Origin of the sequence: Akkermansia sp. NBRC 115031 (genome assembly GCF_030268505.1) — a bacterium.
Classification (GTDB): domain Bacteria; phylum Verrucomicrobiota; class Verrucomicrobiia; order Verrucomicrobiales; family Akkermansiaceae; genus Akkermansia; species Akkermansia massiliensis.
The window spans coordinates 246,598-262,511 of sequence record NZ_BSQU01000005.1 but is presented as its reverse complement, the minus strand read 5'-3'; the positions used below and the strand labels follow the sequence as shown (position 1 = coordinate 262,511).

Genomic DNA, 15,914 nt, shown 5'->3' with positions numbered 1-15,914 from the left:
GAGATAACCACAAATTATACACTGCATCTGAGTTGCTTAACGAAAAGTAAAAGCTACAAAAAATAGAAATTGGGTTACAGAGTAAGCATAGAGGTTCCCTCAGAGGGAATTGGTAGTATAGTCAGCCATATGATATCTGGATCGTTGGAGAAAATTGAAAAATTAACAGGTCAAAATAGACTAGCTATTCCGTCATTTCTTCCCAAACCTCTTCGCCCAGAGGAGCTTGATTCAAAACATCCTTCAAATGCTCCCACATGGGCATGTGAGCTGCTAGAAGAGCTTTGAATCGGGGCGTATGATTCGCTTCAAAGAAATGAATCAGCTCGTGCAGAACCACGTATTCGATGCATAAAGGCGGCTTTTTGATCAGGTCCATATTGAGCTGGATGCGATGGACATCCGGAGCACAAGAACCCCACTTTGTCTTCATTTTTCGAATCGTGAATACCGGTACCGTCAATTCAAGGCGTTTGCACCATTTGTCAAGCAAGGGTGTAACCATGTCCCGCAGCTGATGACGGTACCACGCATGGAGGAGTTCTTCACGATTGCCGGAGGTCGTTTCAGAGTAAACGTTCATCACGAAGAATTTCCCCTTGCGTTCGATGCAGTGGGGTTCTCCTGAACGGATATGAACCACCTTCAAACGATAGCGGCGACCCAGAAAGTAATGCGTCTCTCCCGATTCATACGTGCGAAGGCTCTGGCGTTCCTGATCATCGAATTCCCTGCGCCGTGCATGAATCCAGGTCAACCGCTGCACAGCGGCCAACCGCACGGCATCCTCGTCCATCGCCAGCGGGGCGGTGATTACGACTTCACCGGATGGAGGGCATACCGACAGCCTGAGGTGCTTAACGCCTTTCCTTACGATGCGCACATTAATGCCGCCTATCTTCATGATCTGCCGTAATGTTGTACCGCCAGATTGAAGACAGTCTCGATCATTTCCTCGTTGATATCGAGATCGAATTCATCTCTCAGTTCTTCCATTCCTTCCCGAATCAGGACGAAAGCCTCACGATAACGTGTCGAAACGGGGTCATTAAATCCCGCCTGCATTCCGGCGCACTTCCTGTCCATTACCAGTGCAAACTGCTCCGGGAATCGTTCTGCATTCCTGCGTGGAACAGGGGCATTGTCGTATAAGGCCTTGAGCCGTGGCGTATTGATTGGTTGCGGGCGCGGACGCTCTCCGCCTCTTATCTTTCTCGCCAGTTCCACAACGCCATCTAGAAAATCCTTGTACTCGATGGCACCTTTCTTGTGATCTTCCAATAGCCGAATCAGCAGCGTTCCCATGCTGTCGTAGAATTTGGGATTGAGCGAACGTTTCTCAGTAATCTCCTTTTTCAGGTTGTTGCCGATACTCTCCGCTGCGTGCCTGCCCGTCTTTTTTTCAGTGTCGCGGATGATTTCTTCCGTTCGGGTCACCAGCAGCTCGACCATTCCCATATCCTCCATCGTGGAGACGCTTTCCGCGTCCGAAGCATGCACATAGGTATCAATCAGATTACGCATTTCCGCTTCATACATCTTCATGTCGATGTAGTCGCCACTTGCACGCTTTACGGCATCTCTGGCATCGATAAAGTGTTCGACTTCCTCCCGGAGCAAAACAATCTGCTCCTTGCTGTACCCGGCTAGATCAAGCTCATCGCACACTTTGGCATAGGCTCGCATCAGGGCAGCCGTACCCGTGTAGAGCTCAACGCGTTGGCGTTGATGTTTTTCCAGGTTTTCGCCCATACAGAAATAGGACAGATACTCATCCTGTCCCTTCGGTTCAGCGACGGGTTCACAAAGGGCACGCAACCGATCGAGACGCTGCGCCAGCAGTTTGTTCGCTTCTGTGAGCCGGTCCTTGAGCAGTCCTTGCACATCGGCAGATTCGTAATGCTCGAAGGCCTCCGCCGTGAAGGATTTGACCGCTTCTCCCAGACTCAGGAAGAGGTCCTTGTAGTCCACAATATAGCCAAATTCCTTGCTTTCGCCGTCCAGTCGGTTGACGCGACAAATCGCCTGAAAGAGCCCGTGATCCTGCATTTTCTTGTCGATATACAGGTAGGTGGCCGGAGGCGCATCAAACCCCGTCAGGAGCTTGTCGACAACAATGAGCAGTTTCATACGCCCTGGCTCCTTGATGAACATTTCCTTAACCTTGCTCTCGAATTTTTCGCAGGCGGCGACGCTTGCCGTCTGAAAGCCGAAATCCTTCAGCATCAGCTGGCAGGTTTCGTATTTGAGCATTTCCTCGGATTGCTGGGCTGCCCCCAAGCCCGCCGTTCGCGAGGCTTCGCTGGAAGCAACGTACGAACTGACCACGGCACACTTGCCCCTCAATTCCGTTCGTTGAAAAATCTCGTAAAATCGAAAAGCCTGATAAATATTGTCGGCGACCAGCATGGCGTTTCCGGCATCCATGCGCAGCCGGGGATCACGATCCATGTCCTCGCAGATATTGGCGGCGATGCGTTCCAACCGCTCCCGGCTGCTGTATAGGGCCTTCATCGTTCCCCATTTTTGCTTGAGCTGGTATTTTTGCTCGTCCGTCATGCCGGTCGTCAGTCGCTCAAACCTCTCATCGAGTTTGACATCCCCCTTGGGAGAAAAATCCTGATCCACATTGCGGGCTTCGTAGCGCAGGTCAAGCACGGCGCCATCTCTGACCGCTTCGTCGAATTTGTACGTATCGATGAAATTGCCGAAGGTTTCTCGGCTGGTTTCCTTGTCCGACTTGAACAGAGGCGTACCCGTAAAACCGATAAAGATACCCGAGCCCAGCAGTTTTTTCATGGCCTTCGCCAACTTGCCCGATTGTGTGCGGTGACACTCGTCGATGAAGACATGCAAGTCGCCCTTGACCTTGAAATCGGCAGGAATCGTATCGTCCCATTCTCTGATGATGTCATCAGCATCTCCTTCGCGTAGTCCGAACTTGTGGACGAGAGAACAAATGACACTTTCTTCCGCCCGGTTGAGTTTGGCAAACAGGTCCCGGCTGGATTTTGTCCGGTAAGAGGTAATTCCGGCTTGGTTAAAGTTGCGGTCAATCTGTTCATCAAGCTCCGCGCGGTCGGTAATCACCAGCACACGGGAATGGGGTGTGTTGCGAAGAATCCATTTTGCCAGCCAAATCATCAGCAGGCTCTTGCCGCTGCCCTGCGTGTGCCAGATGATGCCTCCCTCGCGCCGCCTCAGGTACTCCTGCGTCTTTTTGATCCCCCGGTACTGGTGGGGGCGAGCCACCTTTTTGATGCCGGAGTCATAGACCACGAAATCGTGAATAAACTCCAGCAGGCGTTTCTGGGAGCAAAGTTCCCGAAGGTGTTCGAGCAGATGGTTGACGGGCGTATCTTCCTGATCGCGTTTCCATGTCAGGTAATACTTGGGGGGAGTCTTCGTCGTCGCATAGCGTAGCCCCTCCGTCTCATTGGCAGCCATGACAAGCTGTACGGTAGAAAAGAAATGAGGAATCTCGCCCTCGTGCTGGTTTGTCTGATTTTGCCGGATTGCCTCATTCACGGTGACGCTTCCGCGCTTGAGTTCCAGCACGGCCAGAGCAATCCCGTTGACATACAAGACCACGTCCGGGCGGCGCGTCGTCTTTCCGTCAGCCCGGCAAACGCTCACCTCTTCCGCTACGGCGAAGTCGTTGTTCTCCGGGTGACCCCAGTCAATAAGGGGGAACGTGGCGTGAGGCTGGCCTACCTCCCGAGCTATTCCCACCCCGTAATACAGCAGAGAATAAACGGCCTTGTTTGTCTCGTAGAGAGAACAAGAAGGATTCAAAGCAGCACGCTTCAATGTCTGAATGATTTTGGGAGCATAGACAGCACTTTCTCCTCCGCGCCGTTCCAGCCAGGAACACAGTAAGCCTTCTTCGATGGGAGACGTGCGTGCATTTTCCGGGGAGGCCTTCCAGTTTCCCAGATACGTGAATTGCAGATGATCCCTGAACAAGGCCACAACCTTGTTCTGTGTCACACGTTCGGCCGCTCCGAGTTCGTTGTATGTGTCGTCCAGCATAGTGAAATCAAGGGTAAAGGATTTAAATCAGGCGAATGCGCCCTGTCAGCAGTTCCTGCATCATGCCACGTTTCATGTGGTTGAGTTTCTCTAGTTCCGCTTCGAGGGTTTCTAGTTCATCGTCCATGTCGGAAAGGACTTGGGCAATGGCTTGCTGTTCGGAATAGAGTGCGGGGATAGCAAAAAAACATTCCTTTACCACATTCCAATCTGCTCTTGGCATATGAGTCCCAAAACTTTCACTAGCAACCTTAACAAATTGATCGCTAGAAACAATATATTTAAGAAATACGGAATTTGTAATACTTTTGGGTCTGAATACCCATATTTCTGTAGAGCAGCATCCCGACCATTGACAAAGCCAAAATTTTCTTAGATAAGATCTAAGTTTTCCGAACAGAACATCTCCTCGTTGAAATTTATTTTTAAAAGAACTCTTATCTAACAAATCATCAAAATCAATTAATAAACCTGTTGATGATGATAAATGTTCAAGTTCTACACAATTCAATGATTTGTTCGATGTGGGATCGACTGTTTCTTTAATTAGATAAGCTATATTCGAAAATGATTTTACTTCCCAATCACCCGGAATATCTCCGATATCTGTATGCTTCCAGCCTTTGGTTTCATAGCCGGGGAGGCGCACGCGTCCGGAAAGAAGATCCTGCATGGTTCCTTGTTTGATTTCCCGCTTTTTAGCAATGAGTTCTTTCTGTGCTTCAATCAACGCATCCATGTCGGAAAGGACTTCGGCAATGGCGTTCTGTTCAGAAAGAGTAGGAAGAGGAATAGATATTTTTGAAATTTGTGAGGAATTTATAGATGGTAGAGCTCCTTCTTGTGCATAATCAGCAAAATCAATAGTTGTTAATTTTTGGTAGATAAAATATAGATTAACACATGGATCTGGCTCCAACGACATCATATTATTATCTATGCAAATTTTGCACTTTGTAATACGTCTTCTGTTCAACAATAACGCTGCTCCAACTTTAGCAAATAAAATAGAGTTGGGAGACACAATAGGAGAATGTATAATGCGAGCTTCTTCATAAGAAATGTAGTTATTAGCTCGCGTTATAAATACCTCATTCCCAGTCAGATTCATATCACTTACCTTACAAAAAGGCAAATCGCCATGTTGTTTACCCTGATACCTAATTGGAAATCCTATACCATTTTGGAAAGAAGAAAAATCACCTAATTTTTTCATTCCCCAATCCTCAGGAATCACCCCGACTTCAGTCTTTTTGTACCCTTTAGGAATACTACTCATCTCAGACTTCCCTCCCATGTCAGCCCCATTTTCTGCAAATGGGCGGTTACCCTATCCTTGAGTTCAACAACCTTCTGTTCAATCTCCGGCAACGGGGTAGCATAACGATCCGCCAGAGTCTTCACCTGCTGCGCAAACGTATGCATCACCCGCTCCACATCTTCGTGGATACTGGAACGAAGAGATGCCAGCCATTTTTGATCCACGACAATCATTTTGCCTTCCTTTTCGGTCAGAGCATCACACGCCTGCCGGGTACGAAGGTTTAGCTTCGTTTCCAACGCTTTGATGTCGGATTTCAATTCCTTGACGCTTGTCTTCCGGGAAAGAAAATCCCGGAGGAAGGCCAGTTCTTCTGCTGCCAGCAAATCGCCTTTAATTTCCTTGATGCGGCTTTTCAGAGCCGCCAGATCGACTTTTTCCCACTCGAAGAAGAAGCCGTCCTCTCCTAGTTGTTCCTCTTCCTGCGAATCAAGCTCTGTCTGCATTTGTTCGGCTTGCAGTCGTTTTTGGTGAAGCTCTTCGACGTCATCCGGGAAGAAGTGCTGTTGCAGCAAGGCCTCCGGTAGAAGGGGGCTTTCCCATCCCGTGATTTTTTCTTTCCCCTTTTTGTCTGTTTTGGTCAGGTTGCTGGTCTTGAATATCCACCCTTCGGCGGCGATGAGATAGACGTCATCGCGCATCGGCTCTTCCCAGTAGTCCATCAGGCGCTGGTACACATCGTATTCATCCACAAGGTGCATGTCGTGGAAAAGTTCGCGCAGCGAGTCGCCCAGCGTACGGATGAAGTCCTTCGCGTGCACGCCGACATGCAGCCCCATCATGAGCTCGCGGGACTGCTGCATCCAACGAGACAGGCGATTTTCCACCGCAGTGCGGAATTGCTGAAATTCGGGACTTTCCAGAATCAACGAACGAATATTTCCGGACGGTACATTCAGTACACTGTACCCGGCATGAACGGACGGAGAAAATAATTGTGTACGCAACTGGGGGAATACCTGCCAATAATCATCCAGCTCCCGGAGGTCGTCATCGGGAATCCCCCCGTTGAGGTGGGCAAAGAGGTTCTGCTGCACTTCATCGTCCGAAGAATCGATGTATCTCGGAAGATTCAAGTTGTAGTCGTTGGAATCAATTTCAGCCAAGGGAACCATGCGGGAATACCCCTGTATTTCCTGGCAGTCATGGAAGACATCCATGACCTTTTGGATATCCTGCTCGCGCAGCCGGTTCTTCGCGCCGTCCTTGATGAAGCCTTTGCTGGCATCAATCATGAAAATACCATCCCGGGCAGCCGCGTTCTCCTTGTCCAGAACGATGATGCAGGCGGGAATACCCGTCCCATAAAACAGATTCGGCGGCAGGCTGATGATGGCCTTGATGATGCGTCTCTTGATCAGGTTCCGGCGGATGTCTGCCTCTGCGTTGCCCCGGAACAGAATGCCGTGGGGAAGAATGCACGCGCCCTTGCCCGTCTTGGGCTTCATGGATTTGATGATATGAAGCAGGAACGCATAGTCTCCGTTCTTTTCCGGGGGAACCCCGTCCTCGAAACGGTGATAAGGGTCGGTTGCTGGGTCGATTCCCGTCATCCAGTTCTTTTGAGAAAAAGGAGGATTGGCAACCACGTAGTCAAACGTTCGCAAGACGTCGCCGTCTTTGAACCGAGGATTGGCCAGCGTGTTACCATCGTGAATGACGGCGGTATCCTGCCCGTGAAGCACCATGTTCATACGAGCAAGACCGGCTGTGGAGCCATCCTTTTCTTGTCCGTGAATGGACACCTTGACCGGGGAAGCCTCAGCTGCACGTAGAAGAAGAGAACCTGAGCCGCATGCCGGGTCATACAGAGTCACCAGAATTTCACCCTCCGCAGGGCGTTTGCTCATGCCGATGACAGCTGCAATCAAACGCGAAACTTCGGCAGGGGTATAAAACTGGCCCTTCGATTTGCCTGATTCCGTGGCGAAGTTCTTCATCAGGTATTCATAGGCGTCACCCAGAATATCATCTCCATCGACACGGTTGGACGTGAGATCCAGCTCAGGACGGCTGAAGATGGCTAGCAGCCGGGCGAGTTTTTCCTTCTTCTCCTTGGCGTCTCCCAGCTTGTGAGGGTCATCGAAATCCGCCACATTGATATTGCCGATTCCCGCATTGGCCGAGGTGAGCTTCTCGACCATTTTGTTCATCTTGTCGCCTAGGTCATCTTTATGACGGATAGCGTACATGTCGCCGAAGCTGGCGCCGGGAGGAATCACAATATTAGATTTGCGGCCAGCCTTGTGCAAATCGCTGATGTATTTGATGAACAGCAGAGTCAGAATATAATCCTTGTACTGGGAGGCATCCATACCACCGCGCAATTCGTCGCAGGCAGACCAGAGTGAAGAGTATATTTGGCTTTTTTTGATGGGCATAAAATGAAACGGATGTAGTACTACAGGGATAAGTACCATACAAAGCGGCATCCAGCCATCTCATTCAGAGTATTTCACCGAAATTTCTTTCCGTATCTTTGCGGGAATACAATCATGGTATTCTACTTTTTGACTATCTGGTATGAATCATATTCAGTAAACGGGAAGAAGAGATAAAAGGGATTGCCCGGACGGGGAAGGATGATAATCTATGACAATTCCTGTTATGAGCCACCTTCTTGATTCAGTTTATTCACTTCTGAAAGAGTCTGCATCCCCCATGCATCCCAAAGAGCTTGCGACTGCACTCATCCAGCGTGGAATGTGGAGCTCACAGGGGAAGACTCCCGACGCTACTGTAGGAGCAAGCATTTATTGCGATATTAAGAAGCATGGAAATCAATCCCGGTTCATCAAGGCGGCAAAAGGGTTCTTTGCGCTTAATCCGAACGTGAAAGTCGAATTGCCGAACTCAGGGAAAAATGCAGGAAAGGCGGTTAAAAGGAAACAGCCAGAGAAGTCAGCAGGTTCCTATTCTTTTTCAGACTGTGCGGAAAAAATCCTCCTTCATTTTTCCGGGAATGCGCCCATGCATTACAGGGATATTACAAACAAAGCCCTGGAGTTGGGGTGGCTCAAGACGGAAGGACTAACTCCCGAGGCGAGTATGTACGCGCAAGTCTTGACAGAAATCCAGAGGAGGGAAAAGCAAGGGAAAATCCCGCGCTTCGAAAAGTTGGGTAACGGTATGGTAGGGTTGACCATCTGGAAATCAACGGGTCTGGAACGTCACATTGATTCATTCAATGACAAGCAGAGAAAGACCTTGATGGAACGGATGATGCAATTAAATCCGCAGGACTTTGAAGAACTGATTACCACCCTGTTGAGTAAAATGGGATTTTCCGAAGTGAGCAGAACTCCCTACGGCGGAGATGGTGGTGTTGATGTGCGAGGCATTATGACGGTGCATGATGCCATTCACATCAAGTTGGCGGTACAAGCCAAACGGTGGAAGGCCAACGTACAGTCTCCTGTCGTCCAACAACTTCGCGGCAGTCTGGGAACGGATGAACGCGGACTGATTGTGACGACCTCCAATTTTTCCAAGGGAGCCAGAGATGAGGCAACCCGTTCCTCTTCCCATACTCCCATTGATTTGATTGACGGAGATCAACTGGTCTCTCTTCTTGTGGAATACAATCTGGGAGTCAGGAAAAATCGCTACCAACTTCTGGAACTGACTCCTTCCTTCTTCTCTGATGAGGAAGAAATATAGTTGTGACAGCTAAAAAAGAGGAGTCGATTCGACTGCCTCTTGAACGCCCTCCTCAGACAACATGTCGTCTTGGAAGGTCTGCCTCATCGTCGGGCGATGAGATTGTAAATGGCCTGCAATAGTTGAGCCAGGATCATGGAATCAGCGGGGTGGATGTTGAGACCAGGGATCTTCCTCCTCTTCCTCATAAAAGGAAGGAGGACGAGGAACGTTCCTCTGCTTGTTCCGAATGAACTCGCCGACCTTGTCGGAGGCGTAGCCCAGCAGGATGCGAGTGAGCTCGAACAGGATGATTTTGATCATGGGCATGGCGGTTGTGGTTTGGTGACGGCGTCGACGAGGATTTGCTCCAAAGCCTGGACAATGGCCTCGGCGCCTTTTTTGTACACGACGACGGCGAGCAGTTTTCCATTGTGATGGAGTACCGCCCAGTAGCGTGTGTCCTTGTATTTGACGATGTGGTACATGGTTCCGGTGTCTGGGTGGAATGTCTCTTCAAAAGAGGCAGAACCACAGAAGCAGTCCTGCCGTCATCAAGCCGAAGGCCAGCATGATTCCCCATTTGAGGAGCGCGAACAGCCACGGAAACAGGAACCAGCCGGCGACAGTCACGAGAAGGAAGGTCAACATACGGATGAGGGGTGATGATGATCTTCCTGTTCTATGACTGCCCGGGAATCGGTTGATGTCGGAGCAGTCCTGCCGTCCAGACGGATGTTGCCCAGATAGGAGGCCCATTCCAGCAGGGCTATTCGCCCGTCCCAGGTGGGATGCCAGGTGCGGGGGAAGACGAAGGGATCGTCTTCCCCCGTTTGGCAGATGAGCAGTCCCCGGCGTTCCAGTAAGCGAATGATTTGCCTGACCCGCCCCCGTTCTTCCGAGTGGAAGGAGCCGATCAGTTCATCGCTCGTTTGCCCTGATACGGATTGCGTGAGGATCAGGACTGCGGCTTGCGCCCCCGTCAATGAGTAGGATGGATTCATGAGATGTTTCCTTTCATGTTGTTATTTTTGAACTACGCTCAGGCGATCAGTCCGCAGACGGAATCGCACAGGCCGTGGAGGGCCTGGCTCCGCTTGGCGACCACATGCGGGTTGACGGCCTTGAACTGCTCCGTGAAGGCGTTGAACAGGCTCCAGACGGTACGGGATCGGAATTCTTCATGAAGCGGCTCCCGCCAGTACCGGATGACTTCCGGCAGGACGGTCGGCGTGATGGCCCGGCAGTCGACGGCGCGGATCAGAAGATCATGAGCGGCCTTGTCCGTCAGCCTTTGCTTTTTGTAAGCGGCGACCCGTTCGTCTTCGCGATGGAATTGTTCCCCAAGCCGTCCGACAGCACGGGAGGTCATGAAGCGCAGATCCCGTACGGCGAACCTCGTATGCTTCCGGGAGAGTTTCACTTCTCCGTTAAAAGCAAGGTTGTCGCAGACGAAGACGCGCGTTCCCATGACCAGAGAGGCCGGGAAGGTTTTGTCGTGGGAGTTGCGGATGCCGACAATCCACGAGTAGTCGCCGGGGCCGTCGTCAGGCCTCAGGATTTGGAGAACGCCGAAATACCGTTTTCCTTCATGGCTGAGGGCGTGGGTGGTTTCTCCGATGCCGAAGCCATGAGCGGTGAGCTGGGACTCCACTTCCTTCAACAGGAAGTCATGGGGAAGCGGGAACCATGATTCCGTGCAGGACGGGGTTTCCACACGGGCCAGTATTCCCCTGTCGACGACTTCGGCCCCGCAATGGAGGAGAAGTCCTTTACGGAATACGGTCGGGGGAATGACCGGAGCCGCTGCCGGTTCGGGCATGACGTTTCTCCTCTGAAGGAGGACTGCCTGTCTGGTATCTCCCAAAGGCAGGATGTGCCGGGCTGTCGCCGGATAATGAGGCAATGCGATGATAGGATGCATATTGATGATGAATGTGGGTTGAAACGAAAACACCCGCTTCCCTGCAAAGGGGAAACGGGTGTTGAGGAATGAAGGCAGAAGCTAAATGCCTGTCTTCAGGTCTATATAACGGGCCACCAGCAAGAATTGCTGACTACCGCCAACCGTCTGAGTGAATAGAAGGATGTCGGTTTTTTATCCTGAACTTGTGCGGTACTTGTATTGAGCTTGTTCGGAACTTACTCGGTATGGAATTGCTTCCACCCCTTTCTCTCAAAGGAAAGTTTCAAAAGCATAAAATGATTGCGTAAATATACTGTTTGTGTGTATTTGCGCAATCAAATCACGAAATGGAAAGATTAACCGTCAGATCCCGATCCCGAATAGAGGAACAGACAATGCCAAGAGGATTTTTGACTGGCGAGACAGGTCGGCATCAACTCTCCACACTATCGTCCAGCCGCCATGTTCTCGGATAAGCCACTTATAGCACAGTCTATCCAATAACTGTTTTAAAATAAGCCGCTATCAAGAAAATGAACAAATTGTTGGTAAATGATAACAATTGATTACATTTTGTTCCTCTTCATGATTGTTATTAAATCCCACCAGGAGGAAAACGCTTCCCGGAAAAAGTATTCCTCCCGTATTACTTTATACAATGAAGAGGATCGCGACAGGGTGGTTCGCATCGCATTCGGAAAAGGAGGCGTTATAAGCAGGAACGGGGAAAAAAAAGAAATAAGCATCCTGCATCCACTCCATGTACTGAGCCAGAGTTTCCAGACCCACCTCGCTAACTGCCGCAAAACACGCGGCTGTTTGACGTCGTTGCGTTTTAAGAAATATTTTTATTTCTGACTTCATTCAAGTCAGGATTGCAATAAAACAAGACTTGATCCAAGACAGGAATAAGCGGATTTTTGTGATGGATGGAAACAGATTCGATGGAACACATGATTCCTGCAATCTGTTCTCTACAAGTTTCATTTCATGATAGGAGCCAAGGAAATGGCAGGTAAATTTCATCGAAGAGGATTGTAACGCGTCCTGTAGGAAAGCATATAGGCTCGTTTGGCCGGAGGGGAAAGGAATGAGCGGTCCACCAGAGACTCCACTTCTTCTCTGGATTCCATCAAATGATCGATGGCTGCCTGGACGCGTTTGTCCTGCATTCCCAGTTGCCGTCCGAATTCTTCAAGCAGGCTTCGATTCGTGTGTGCGGATGCGCCCCGGAACAAACCACCGGACAGGGCAAAGTCACTGTCCTGAATGTGCAGGCTTGTGTTGAGCAGATCGTACGCGGGGGACAAGGTCATATCTCCCTGAGGAGTTTCCAGTACGGAAAAATTCTTCAAATGAGCGTCGCCGTTGGACAACAGGTAATTGAACAACACCAGACGAAAGAAGCGTTCCATTTCAATTCTCCATGCGGGGACATAACGGCGGATAAGCTCCCCCATTTCCAGATAAGAGTAATCATATTTGAAGTTGGAACCGCCTTGGGCGGATGTTTTCCCGGCCAGTGAGGCGAAGTCTTCCTTGCGTAGTTTGATGCCCCCCTGATTGATGTCAAATCGCCGGGTGATATAAGCCGGTTCTCCTGTTCGGAAAAAGCATAGTCCGTTGGGAGCCGTTGAAATTCCGAATATTTGAGCGGCAATTTGCATGGTCACGTGTTCGTTGGCCGGCATGTCGGAAGCCCGGGCGAGGCGTGATGAGATGGGTTTCAGAAGATGCGTTCCCTGTTCTCCCGACTTGGTCAGACGGATTATTCCCTGGTCAACAAGAACAGAAAGTTTTTCCTGAACCCCTGAGATGGAAATATGCTCGCGGTTTTCCAGAAACTCTTCCGGCTCTCCATGAATATCGGGGGCGTCATAAGGAAGAATCGGAGACACTTTTTTACCGTCGAACAGTTTCCGCAATCCGGTCGGGCTGTAGGAGGTGAATCCAGGAACCAGCGTCGAGGGGCAACGGTCAATGTTCATCGTTGGTATAAGGCTGTACTGTTAATGCTCCAATCGTATCATCATGACCTGTTGCAAGGAGCAGTCCGAAATAATCCTTTTCATCCAGATGGAAATGACGGCACTGAATTTCCTTGTTGACGCCTTCCGAGAGCATGTTGAAGAAAACGGGAAATAAATGGGGGGAACGGTACTCTTCGGAGGTTTTCGGCATTGTCAGGCTGACGGGAGGAAGCTCTTCCTTCAGCAGGTAGGATTCCAGATACCGGAATACATAACTGGAAGGGGATTCTTCCGTCAACGTTCCGGCAGGGATATTCCGCAACAATACAAGGGCTTTTCTCATGATTCAGGCCCTTTCATCACATCGGTTCTTTTGGGGCTTAGCGACATTTCCAGTCCCAATAAATCGAACAATCCTATCAGGATTTTGAACGTCGGGTTGGCCTTCCCAAGTTCGATTTTATTGAGCGTATTGATCCCTATGCCGGAAAGTTCGGCCAAATCCTTCAGAGTAATGCCCAGCGTCCGGCGTCTTTCGCGAATGTATGTTCCGATATCACCTAAATTCACAATACGATGTGAAATATCATGTTTTGAATGTTCTGTCCACTCTGTTTTCTTATAAAATCACAATATGATGTGATTTTTACGAGTGTGAGATATCCGACTTCGAGCAAGCGCTTGTTTTGCGAAGAAGTGTTTCGATAATCAAATCCCAGAGGTCTCCTGACTCCTGAAACCTGGGATACAGCAGATAAAATAAAGACCTTTGCCGGAGCCATCCGTATTGAAAGACTCCGGCAAAGGGAATATACGGATGTTTACCGTATTCCTGCTACGGCTCCCGTCTGGTGCCGGGCATAGTTGCTGGAAGAGGAATTTTTCGGGATGTTCCTCCTGATGTTTCGATCAATTCTTTGATCAGGGTAGACGCTTCCAGCTTGTTCAGCTGAGAGACTCCTCTGCTGAAACAGAGTACGGCCAGATCATGAAGTGCGGAATCGTTGAGCCCGTTTTTACGTGCCAGCGACAGGATGACTTGCTTCTGCTTTTCCGAACAATTCCATATCGGTTCTTTGGGGTGAGATGCCTGGGAATTCGAAGACGGAGGCACAGGAAGCCGAGGAACCTGCCGCATGGCAGGAAGCGACGTACCGGATGCACCTCCCGAACCATAGGAAGCATCAGGAACAAATCCGACCTGCTTGATCTGGGCATCCACAGCGGACTGGAGCGAGCTGTAAAGCCGCTCTGCGGCGAAATCGAGTTCTGACGTGTTTCCAATCTCCGTTTCAACGGAAACTTCGAACTGATGGGAGGAATACCCCGGCAAGCCGAGGCGTTTGCTGTAGTTGGCGATGAGTTTGATAGCCATGTTGATTTTGATATATTAGAGTTGATGATGAAAAGACCTCTGCACGCAATGCATGCAGAGGCCGGGAAATGGCGGATACTAGCCCCGCTCATCTTCATATAACAGGAAATCAATCCCAATTGCCGTAGATACCCGCTCTTGTCGCCTTCTTTAAACTTTGATGATAAGAGACTTCCTGAACACCGGGATAACCTGTAACAACTATCTGGGGTTTCCTCCTATCCACGTCACTTTCAAGGAATCCTGTCGTTCTGTTTCCGTCAGGGTAATCCACTGGGGAAATGTGTCCGCTACCTCTTTTAATTCCTCCAATGATCCAACGGTACGATGACGAGTCAATCGCCCGCTGGTGCAAGTGTAGAATTTATCATTATCAGAATTTCTCTCCTTTTTCATCGCTGTGAAAATTTTCAGAAGAATGTTCCAAAGGGAGTTGAACCTGCCCGAAGACATGAGCCTTAATCTGCATTGATTGAACCAATCAAGGATTGTCATTCCTTGCTGCAAGTGGCTTACTTTTAGACAAATTCTCCCCGGAAACTCGGCGAGAACCTGGCATTGGTCGGCAATAGCCAAAACCAGAGCCAGCCTTAAAAGTATTTCTATCTGACGATTTTCATGTTCCTTATCCACATGAAATGAGGGCAGATTTCCATGAAAATCTTCCAGTACCCGATCAAATTCGCTTGGATCTTGAGCGATGATCTGAATTCTGACCGGTTCCTGCGAATTCCCGACCAATTTCTGCCGGAGCTGGATCAAATCAAGCATGAGTTTGTCCCAACCTTCAGTATTTATCGAATGATCAGAACAGCAACTCTGCCATGCCGTTTTCCTTATTCCACTGGAAGCAAAAAGGGTACGTCCGACAAATCCGGATTCCCGCATCACCTCACTGGAAGTCAATTTGTCGAATTTATCCATTTGGATGTTCCATTGCAGAGCCAGACACGGTTCATTAATAGAGACTGACTGCGTTGTTTTTCGTTCTTGAGAAAACGATTCATGACTGAAGAACTGCAAGTATGCCCCCTCTGTGGAAGACTTGTTGTTCCCATAGCCATTAAGCAGCGATTCGATTTGTTGTCTGGCATCGGAAGAAAAGGAAAGCAAGGCATGGTCAGGCATTCCCTCCATGGCCGAAGCCATTTTTTCAGGAGTGATATCGGAAATGATGATATCTCCCCGGATGTTCTTCTGCCGCTGCAAGATAGCGATCCTATCGACAAGAGGCTTAAGATCATGTTCAGGTTCCTGAGAGTCCCCTCTCTGTTCATTCTCCCGGAATTGCTTTTTGTACAATTTATTCAGTTCTTCCCATTCCATCTCTGCCTTCATCCTTTTCGCATTCGACTCATCTATCCATGGAGACAGAGCTTGACGAAGGCCTCGGCAGAGGATGCCGGCTGATTTCGTTTTTCCAATCCCAGAGTGTTCCACACCAATGATGAACAAATTGGGATAGACGGGTAATGAGCCCAGCTTGCTTTGGATACTGTTACCAACAACGCCGGAAAGAATTCCCAGGCATTGGTAGGCAATGATAGACTCGGGAATGTTTGTTTTCTCGCGTATGTTCGAGACTGTTTCCTTGAGAACTGCTGGAAGCGAGTCCACAGGAAAAGGAGGATAAGGAATGTCTATTTCGTCTTCTGAAATGGTAGAGGTCAT

The 15,914-nt window shown here is 49.5% G+C and carries 16 protein-coding genes; 2 read left to right on the top strand and 14 right to left on the bottom strand.

All coding sequences use genetic code 11. The annotated features are described in order from the left end of the window. Nucleotides 1-184: 184 nt before the first annotated feature. Genes QSJ36_RS08755 through QSJ36_RS08740 form a run of 4 tightly spaced genes read right to left on the bottom strand, consistent with a single transcriptional unit; the run spans nt 185 to nt 7,734 of the window. The gene (locus QSJ36_RS08755) at nt 185-904 is read right to left on the bottom strand and encodes a SprT family zinc-dependent metalloprotease (protein ID WP_285468295.1); all 720 of its coding nucleotides are present in this window, start codon (nt 902-904) and stop codon (nt 185-187) included. Beyond that, nucleotides 901-4,032, bottom strand: coding sequence for an HsdR family type I site-specific deoxyribonuclease (locus QSJ36_RS08750; protein ID WP_285468294.1), 3,132 nt, complete (start codon nt 4,030-4,032; stop codon nt 901-903). Before QSJ36_RS08750 ends, QSJ36_RS08755 begins: the two co-directional genes overlap by 4 nt. A 22-nt stretch (nt 4,033-4,054) precedes the next feature. Further along, nucleotides 4,055-5,329, bottom strand: a complete 1,275-nt coding sequence (locus QSJ36_RS08745; RefSeq protein WP_285468293.1) for a restriction endonuclease subunit S — start codon at nt 5,327-5,329, stop codon at nt 4,055-4,057. Continuing rightward, nucleotides 5,308-7,734 carry an N-6 DNA methylase gene (locus QSJ36_RS08740; RefSeq protein WP_285468290.1) on the bottom strand — a complete coding sequence of 809 codons (2,427 nt, stop codon included), beginning with the start codon at nt 7,732-7,734 and terminating at the stop codon, nt 5,308-5,310. The genes QSJ36_RS08745 and QSJ36_RS08740 overlap by 22 nt, the downstream gene beginning before the upstream one ends. 226 nt (nt 7,735-7,960) lie before the next feature. On the opposite strand from QSJ36_RS08740, the gene QSJ36_RS08735 reads away from it, so the two are divergent. Then, nucleotides 7,961-9,013 (top strand): restriction endonuclease, encoded by a 1,053-nt coding sequence (locus QSJ36_RS08735; RefSeq protein ID WP_285468289.1) that lies wholly within the window; start codon nt 7,961-7,963, stop codon nt 9,011-9,013. 141 nt (nt 9,014-9,154) lie between these two features. On the opposite strand, the gene QSJ36_RS08730 is transcribed toward QSJ36_RS08735, so the two are convergent. From QSJ36_RS08730 to QSJ36_RS08710, 5 genes are read right to left on the bottom strand one after another with little or no spacing between them, the layout of a single operon-like run. Then, the gene (locus QSJ36_RS08730) at nt 9,155-9,322 is read right to left on the bottom strand and encodes a hypothetical protein (RefSeq protein WP_285468288.1); all 168 of its coding nucleotides are present in this window, start codon (nt 9,320-9,322) and stop codon (nt 9,155-9,157) included. Then, nucleotides 9,313-9,480: a hypothetical protein gene (locus QSJ36_RS08725; protein WP_285468287.1), complete on the bottom strand. Its 168-nt coding sequence runs from the start codon at nt 9,478-9,480 to the stop codon at nt 9,313-9,315. Before QSJ36_RS08725 ends, QSJ36_RS08730 begins: the two co-directional genes overlap by 10 nt. 28 nt (nt 9,481-9,508) lie before the next feature. Further along, nucleotides 9,509-9,643, bottom strand: a complete 135-nt coding sequence (locus QSJ36_RS08720) for a hypothetical protein (RefSeq protein ID WP_257997015.1) — start codon at nt 9,641-9,643, stop codon at nt 9,509-9,511. After that, a complete protein-coding gene (locus QSJ36_RS08715; RefSeq protein ID WP_285468280.1) occupies nt 9,637-9,996 on the bottom strand; it encodes a hypothetical protein in 360 nt (119 codons plus the stop codon). Before QSJ36_RS08715 ends, QSJ36_RS08720 begins: the two co-directional genes overlap by 7 nt. A gap of 38 nt (nt 9,997-10,034) precedes the next feature. Next, nucleotides 10,035-10,814 (bottom strand): DUF932 domain-containing protein, encoded by a 780-nt coding sequence (locus QSJ36_RS08710; protein WP_285468279.1) that lies wholly within the window; start codon nt 10,812-10,814, stop codon nt 10,035-10,037. Between the two features lie 669 nt (nt 10,815-11,483). Between QSJ36_RS08710 and QSJ36_RS08705 the strand changes: the two genes are divergently transcribed. After that, nucleotides 11,484-11,756: a hypothetical protein gene (locus QSJ36_RS08705; protein WP_285468278.1), complete on the top strand. Its 273-nt coding sequence runs from the start codon at nt 11,484-11,486 to the stop codon at nt 11,754-11,756. A 164-nt stretch (nt 11,757-11,920) separates the two neighbouring features. Here QSJ36_RS08705 and QSJ36_RS08700 read toward each other — a convergent pair whose 3' ends face one another. From QSJ36_RS08700 to QSJ36_RS08680, 5 genes are all read right to left on the bottom strand, one after another. Further along, complete coding sequence (locus QSJ36_RS08700) at nt 11,921-12,886, bottom strand: HipA domain-containing protein (protein WP_285468276.1); 966 nt, start codon at nt 12,884-12,886, stop codon at nt 11,921-11,923. Further along, on the bottom strand, nt 12,876-13,214 hold the full coding sequence (locus tag QSJ36_RS08695; RefSeq protein WP_345783934.1) for a HipA N-terminal domain-containing protein: 339 nt from the start codon (nt 13,212-13,214) through the stop codon (nt 12,876-12,878). The genes QSJ36_RS08700 and QSJ36_RS08695 overlap by 11 nt, the downstream gene beginning before the upstream one ends. Next, on the bottom strand, nt 13,208-13,438 hold the full coding sequence (locus QSJ36_RS08690; RefSeq protein WP_285468271.1) for a helix-turn-helix domain-containing protein: 231 nt from the start codon (nt 13,436-13,438) through the stop codon (nt 13,208-13,210). Before QSJ36_RS08690 ends, QSJ36_RS08695 begins: the two co-directional genes overlap by 7 nt. A 265-nt stretch (nt 13,439-13,703) precedes the next feature. Next, entirely contained in the window at nt 13,704-14,243 is a 540-nt protein-coding gene (locus tag QSJ36_RS08685; protein ID WP_285468269.1) for a hypothetical protein, read from the bottom strand. A 201-nt stretch (nt 14,244-14,444) separates the two neighbouring features. Then, entirely contained in the window at nt 14,445-15,914 is a 1,470-nt protein-coding gene (locus QSJ36_RS08680; RefSeq protein ID WP_285468267.1) for a DUF3987 domain-containing protein, read from the bottom strand.

What these genes read in the sequence shown, in the direction of transcription:
- QSJ36_RS08755 (WP_285468295.1), bottom strand. Translation starts at nt 904, where the DNA reads ATGAAGATAGGCGGCATTAATGTGCGCATCGTAAGGAAAGGCGTTAAG.
- QSJ36_RS08750 (WP_285468294.1), bottom strand. Translation starts at nt 4,032, where the DNA reads ATGCTGGACGACACATACAACGAACTCGGAGCGGCCGAACGTGTGACA.
- QSJ36_RS08745 (WP_285468293.1), bottom strand. Translation starts at nt 5,329, where the DNA reads ATGGGAGGGAAGTCTGAGATGAGTAGTATTCCTAAAGGGTACAAAAAG.
- QSJ36_RS08740 (WP_285468290.1), bottom strand. Translation starts at nt 7,734, where the DNA reads ATGCCCATCAAAAAAAGCCAAATATACTCTTCACTCTGGTCTGCCTGC.
- QSJ36_RS08735 (WP_285468289.1), top strand. Translation starts at nt 7,961, where the DNA reads ATGAGCCACCTTCTTGATTCAGTTTATTCACTTCTGAAAGAGTCTGCA.
- QSJ36_RS08730 (WP_285468288.1), bottom strand. Translation starts at nt 9,322, where the DNA reads ATGCCCATGATCAAAATCATCCTGTTCGAGCTCACTCGCATCCTGCTG.
- QSJ36_RS08725 (WP_285468287.1), bottom strand. Translation starts at nt 9,480, where the DNA reads ATGTACCACATCGTCAAATACAAGGACACACGCTACTGGGCGGTACTC.
- QSJ36_RS08720 (WP_257997015.1), bottom strand. Translation starts at nt 9,643, where the DNA reads ATGTTGACCTTCCTTCTCGTGACTGTCGCCGGCTGGTTCCTGTTTCCG.
- QSJ36_RS08715 (WP_285468280.1), bottom strand. Translation starts at nt 9,996, where the DNA reads ATGAATCCATCCTACTCATTGACGGGGGCGCAAGCCGCAGTCCTGATC.
- QSJ36_RS08710 (WP_285468279.1), bottom strand. Translation starts at nt 10,814, where the DNA reads ATGCCCGAACCGGCAGCGGCTCCGGTCATTCCCCCGACCGTATTCCGT.
- QSJ36_RS08705 (WP_285468278.1), top strand. Translation starts at nt 11,484, where the DNA reads ATGATTGTTATTAAATCCCACCAGGAGGAAAACGCTTCCCGGAAAAAG.
- QSJ36_RS08700 (WP_285468276.1), bottom strand. Translation starts at nt 12,886, where the DNA reads ATGAACATTGACCGTTGCCCCTCGACGCTGGTTCCTGGATTCACCTCC.
- QSJ36_RS08685 (WP_285468269.1), bottom strand. Translation starts at nt 14,243, where the DNA reads ATGGCTATCAAACTCATCGCCAACTACAGCAAACGCCTCGGCTTGCCG.
- QSJ36_RS08680 (WP_285468267.1), bottom strand. Translation starts at nt 15,914, where the DNA reads ATGACCTCTACCATTTCAGAAGACGAAATAGACATTCCTTATCCTCCT.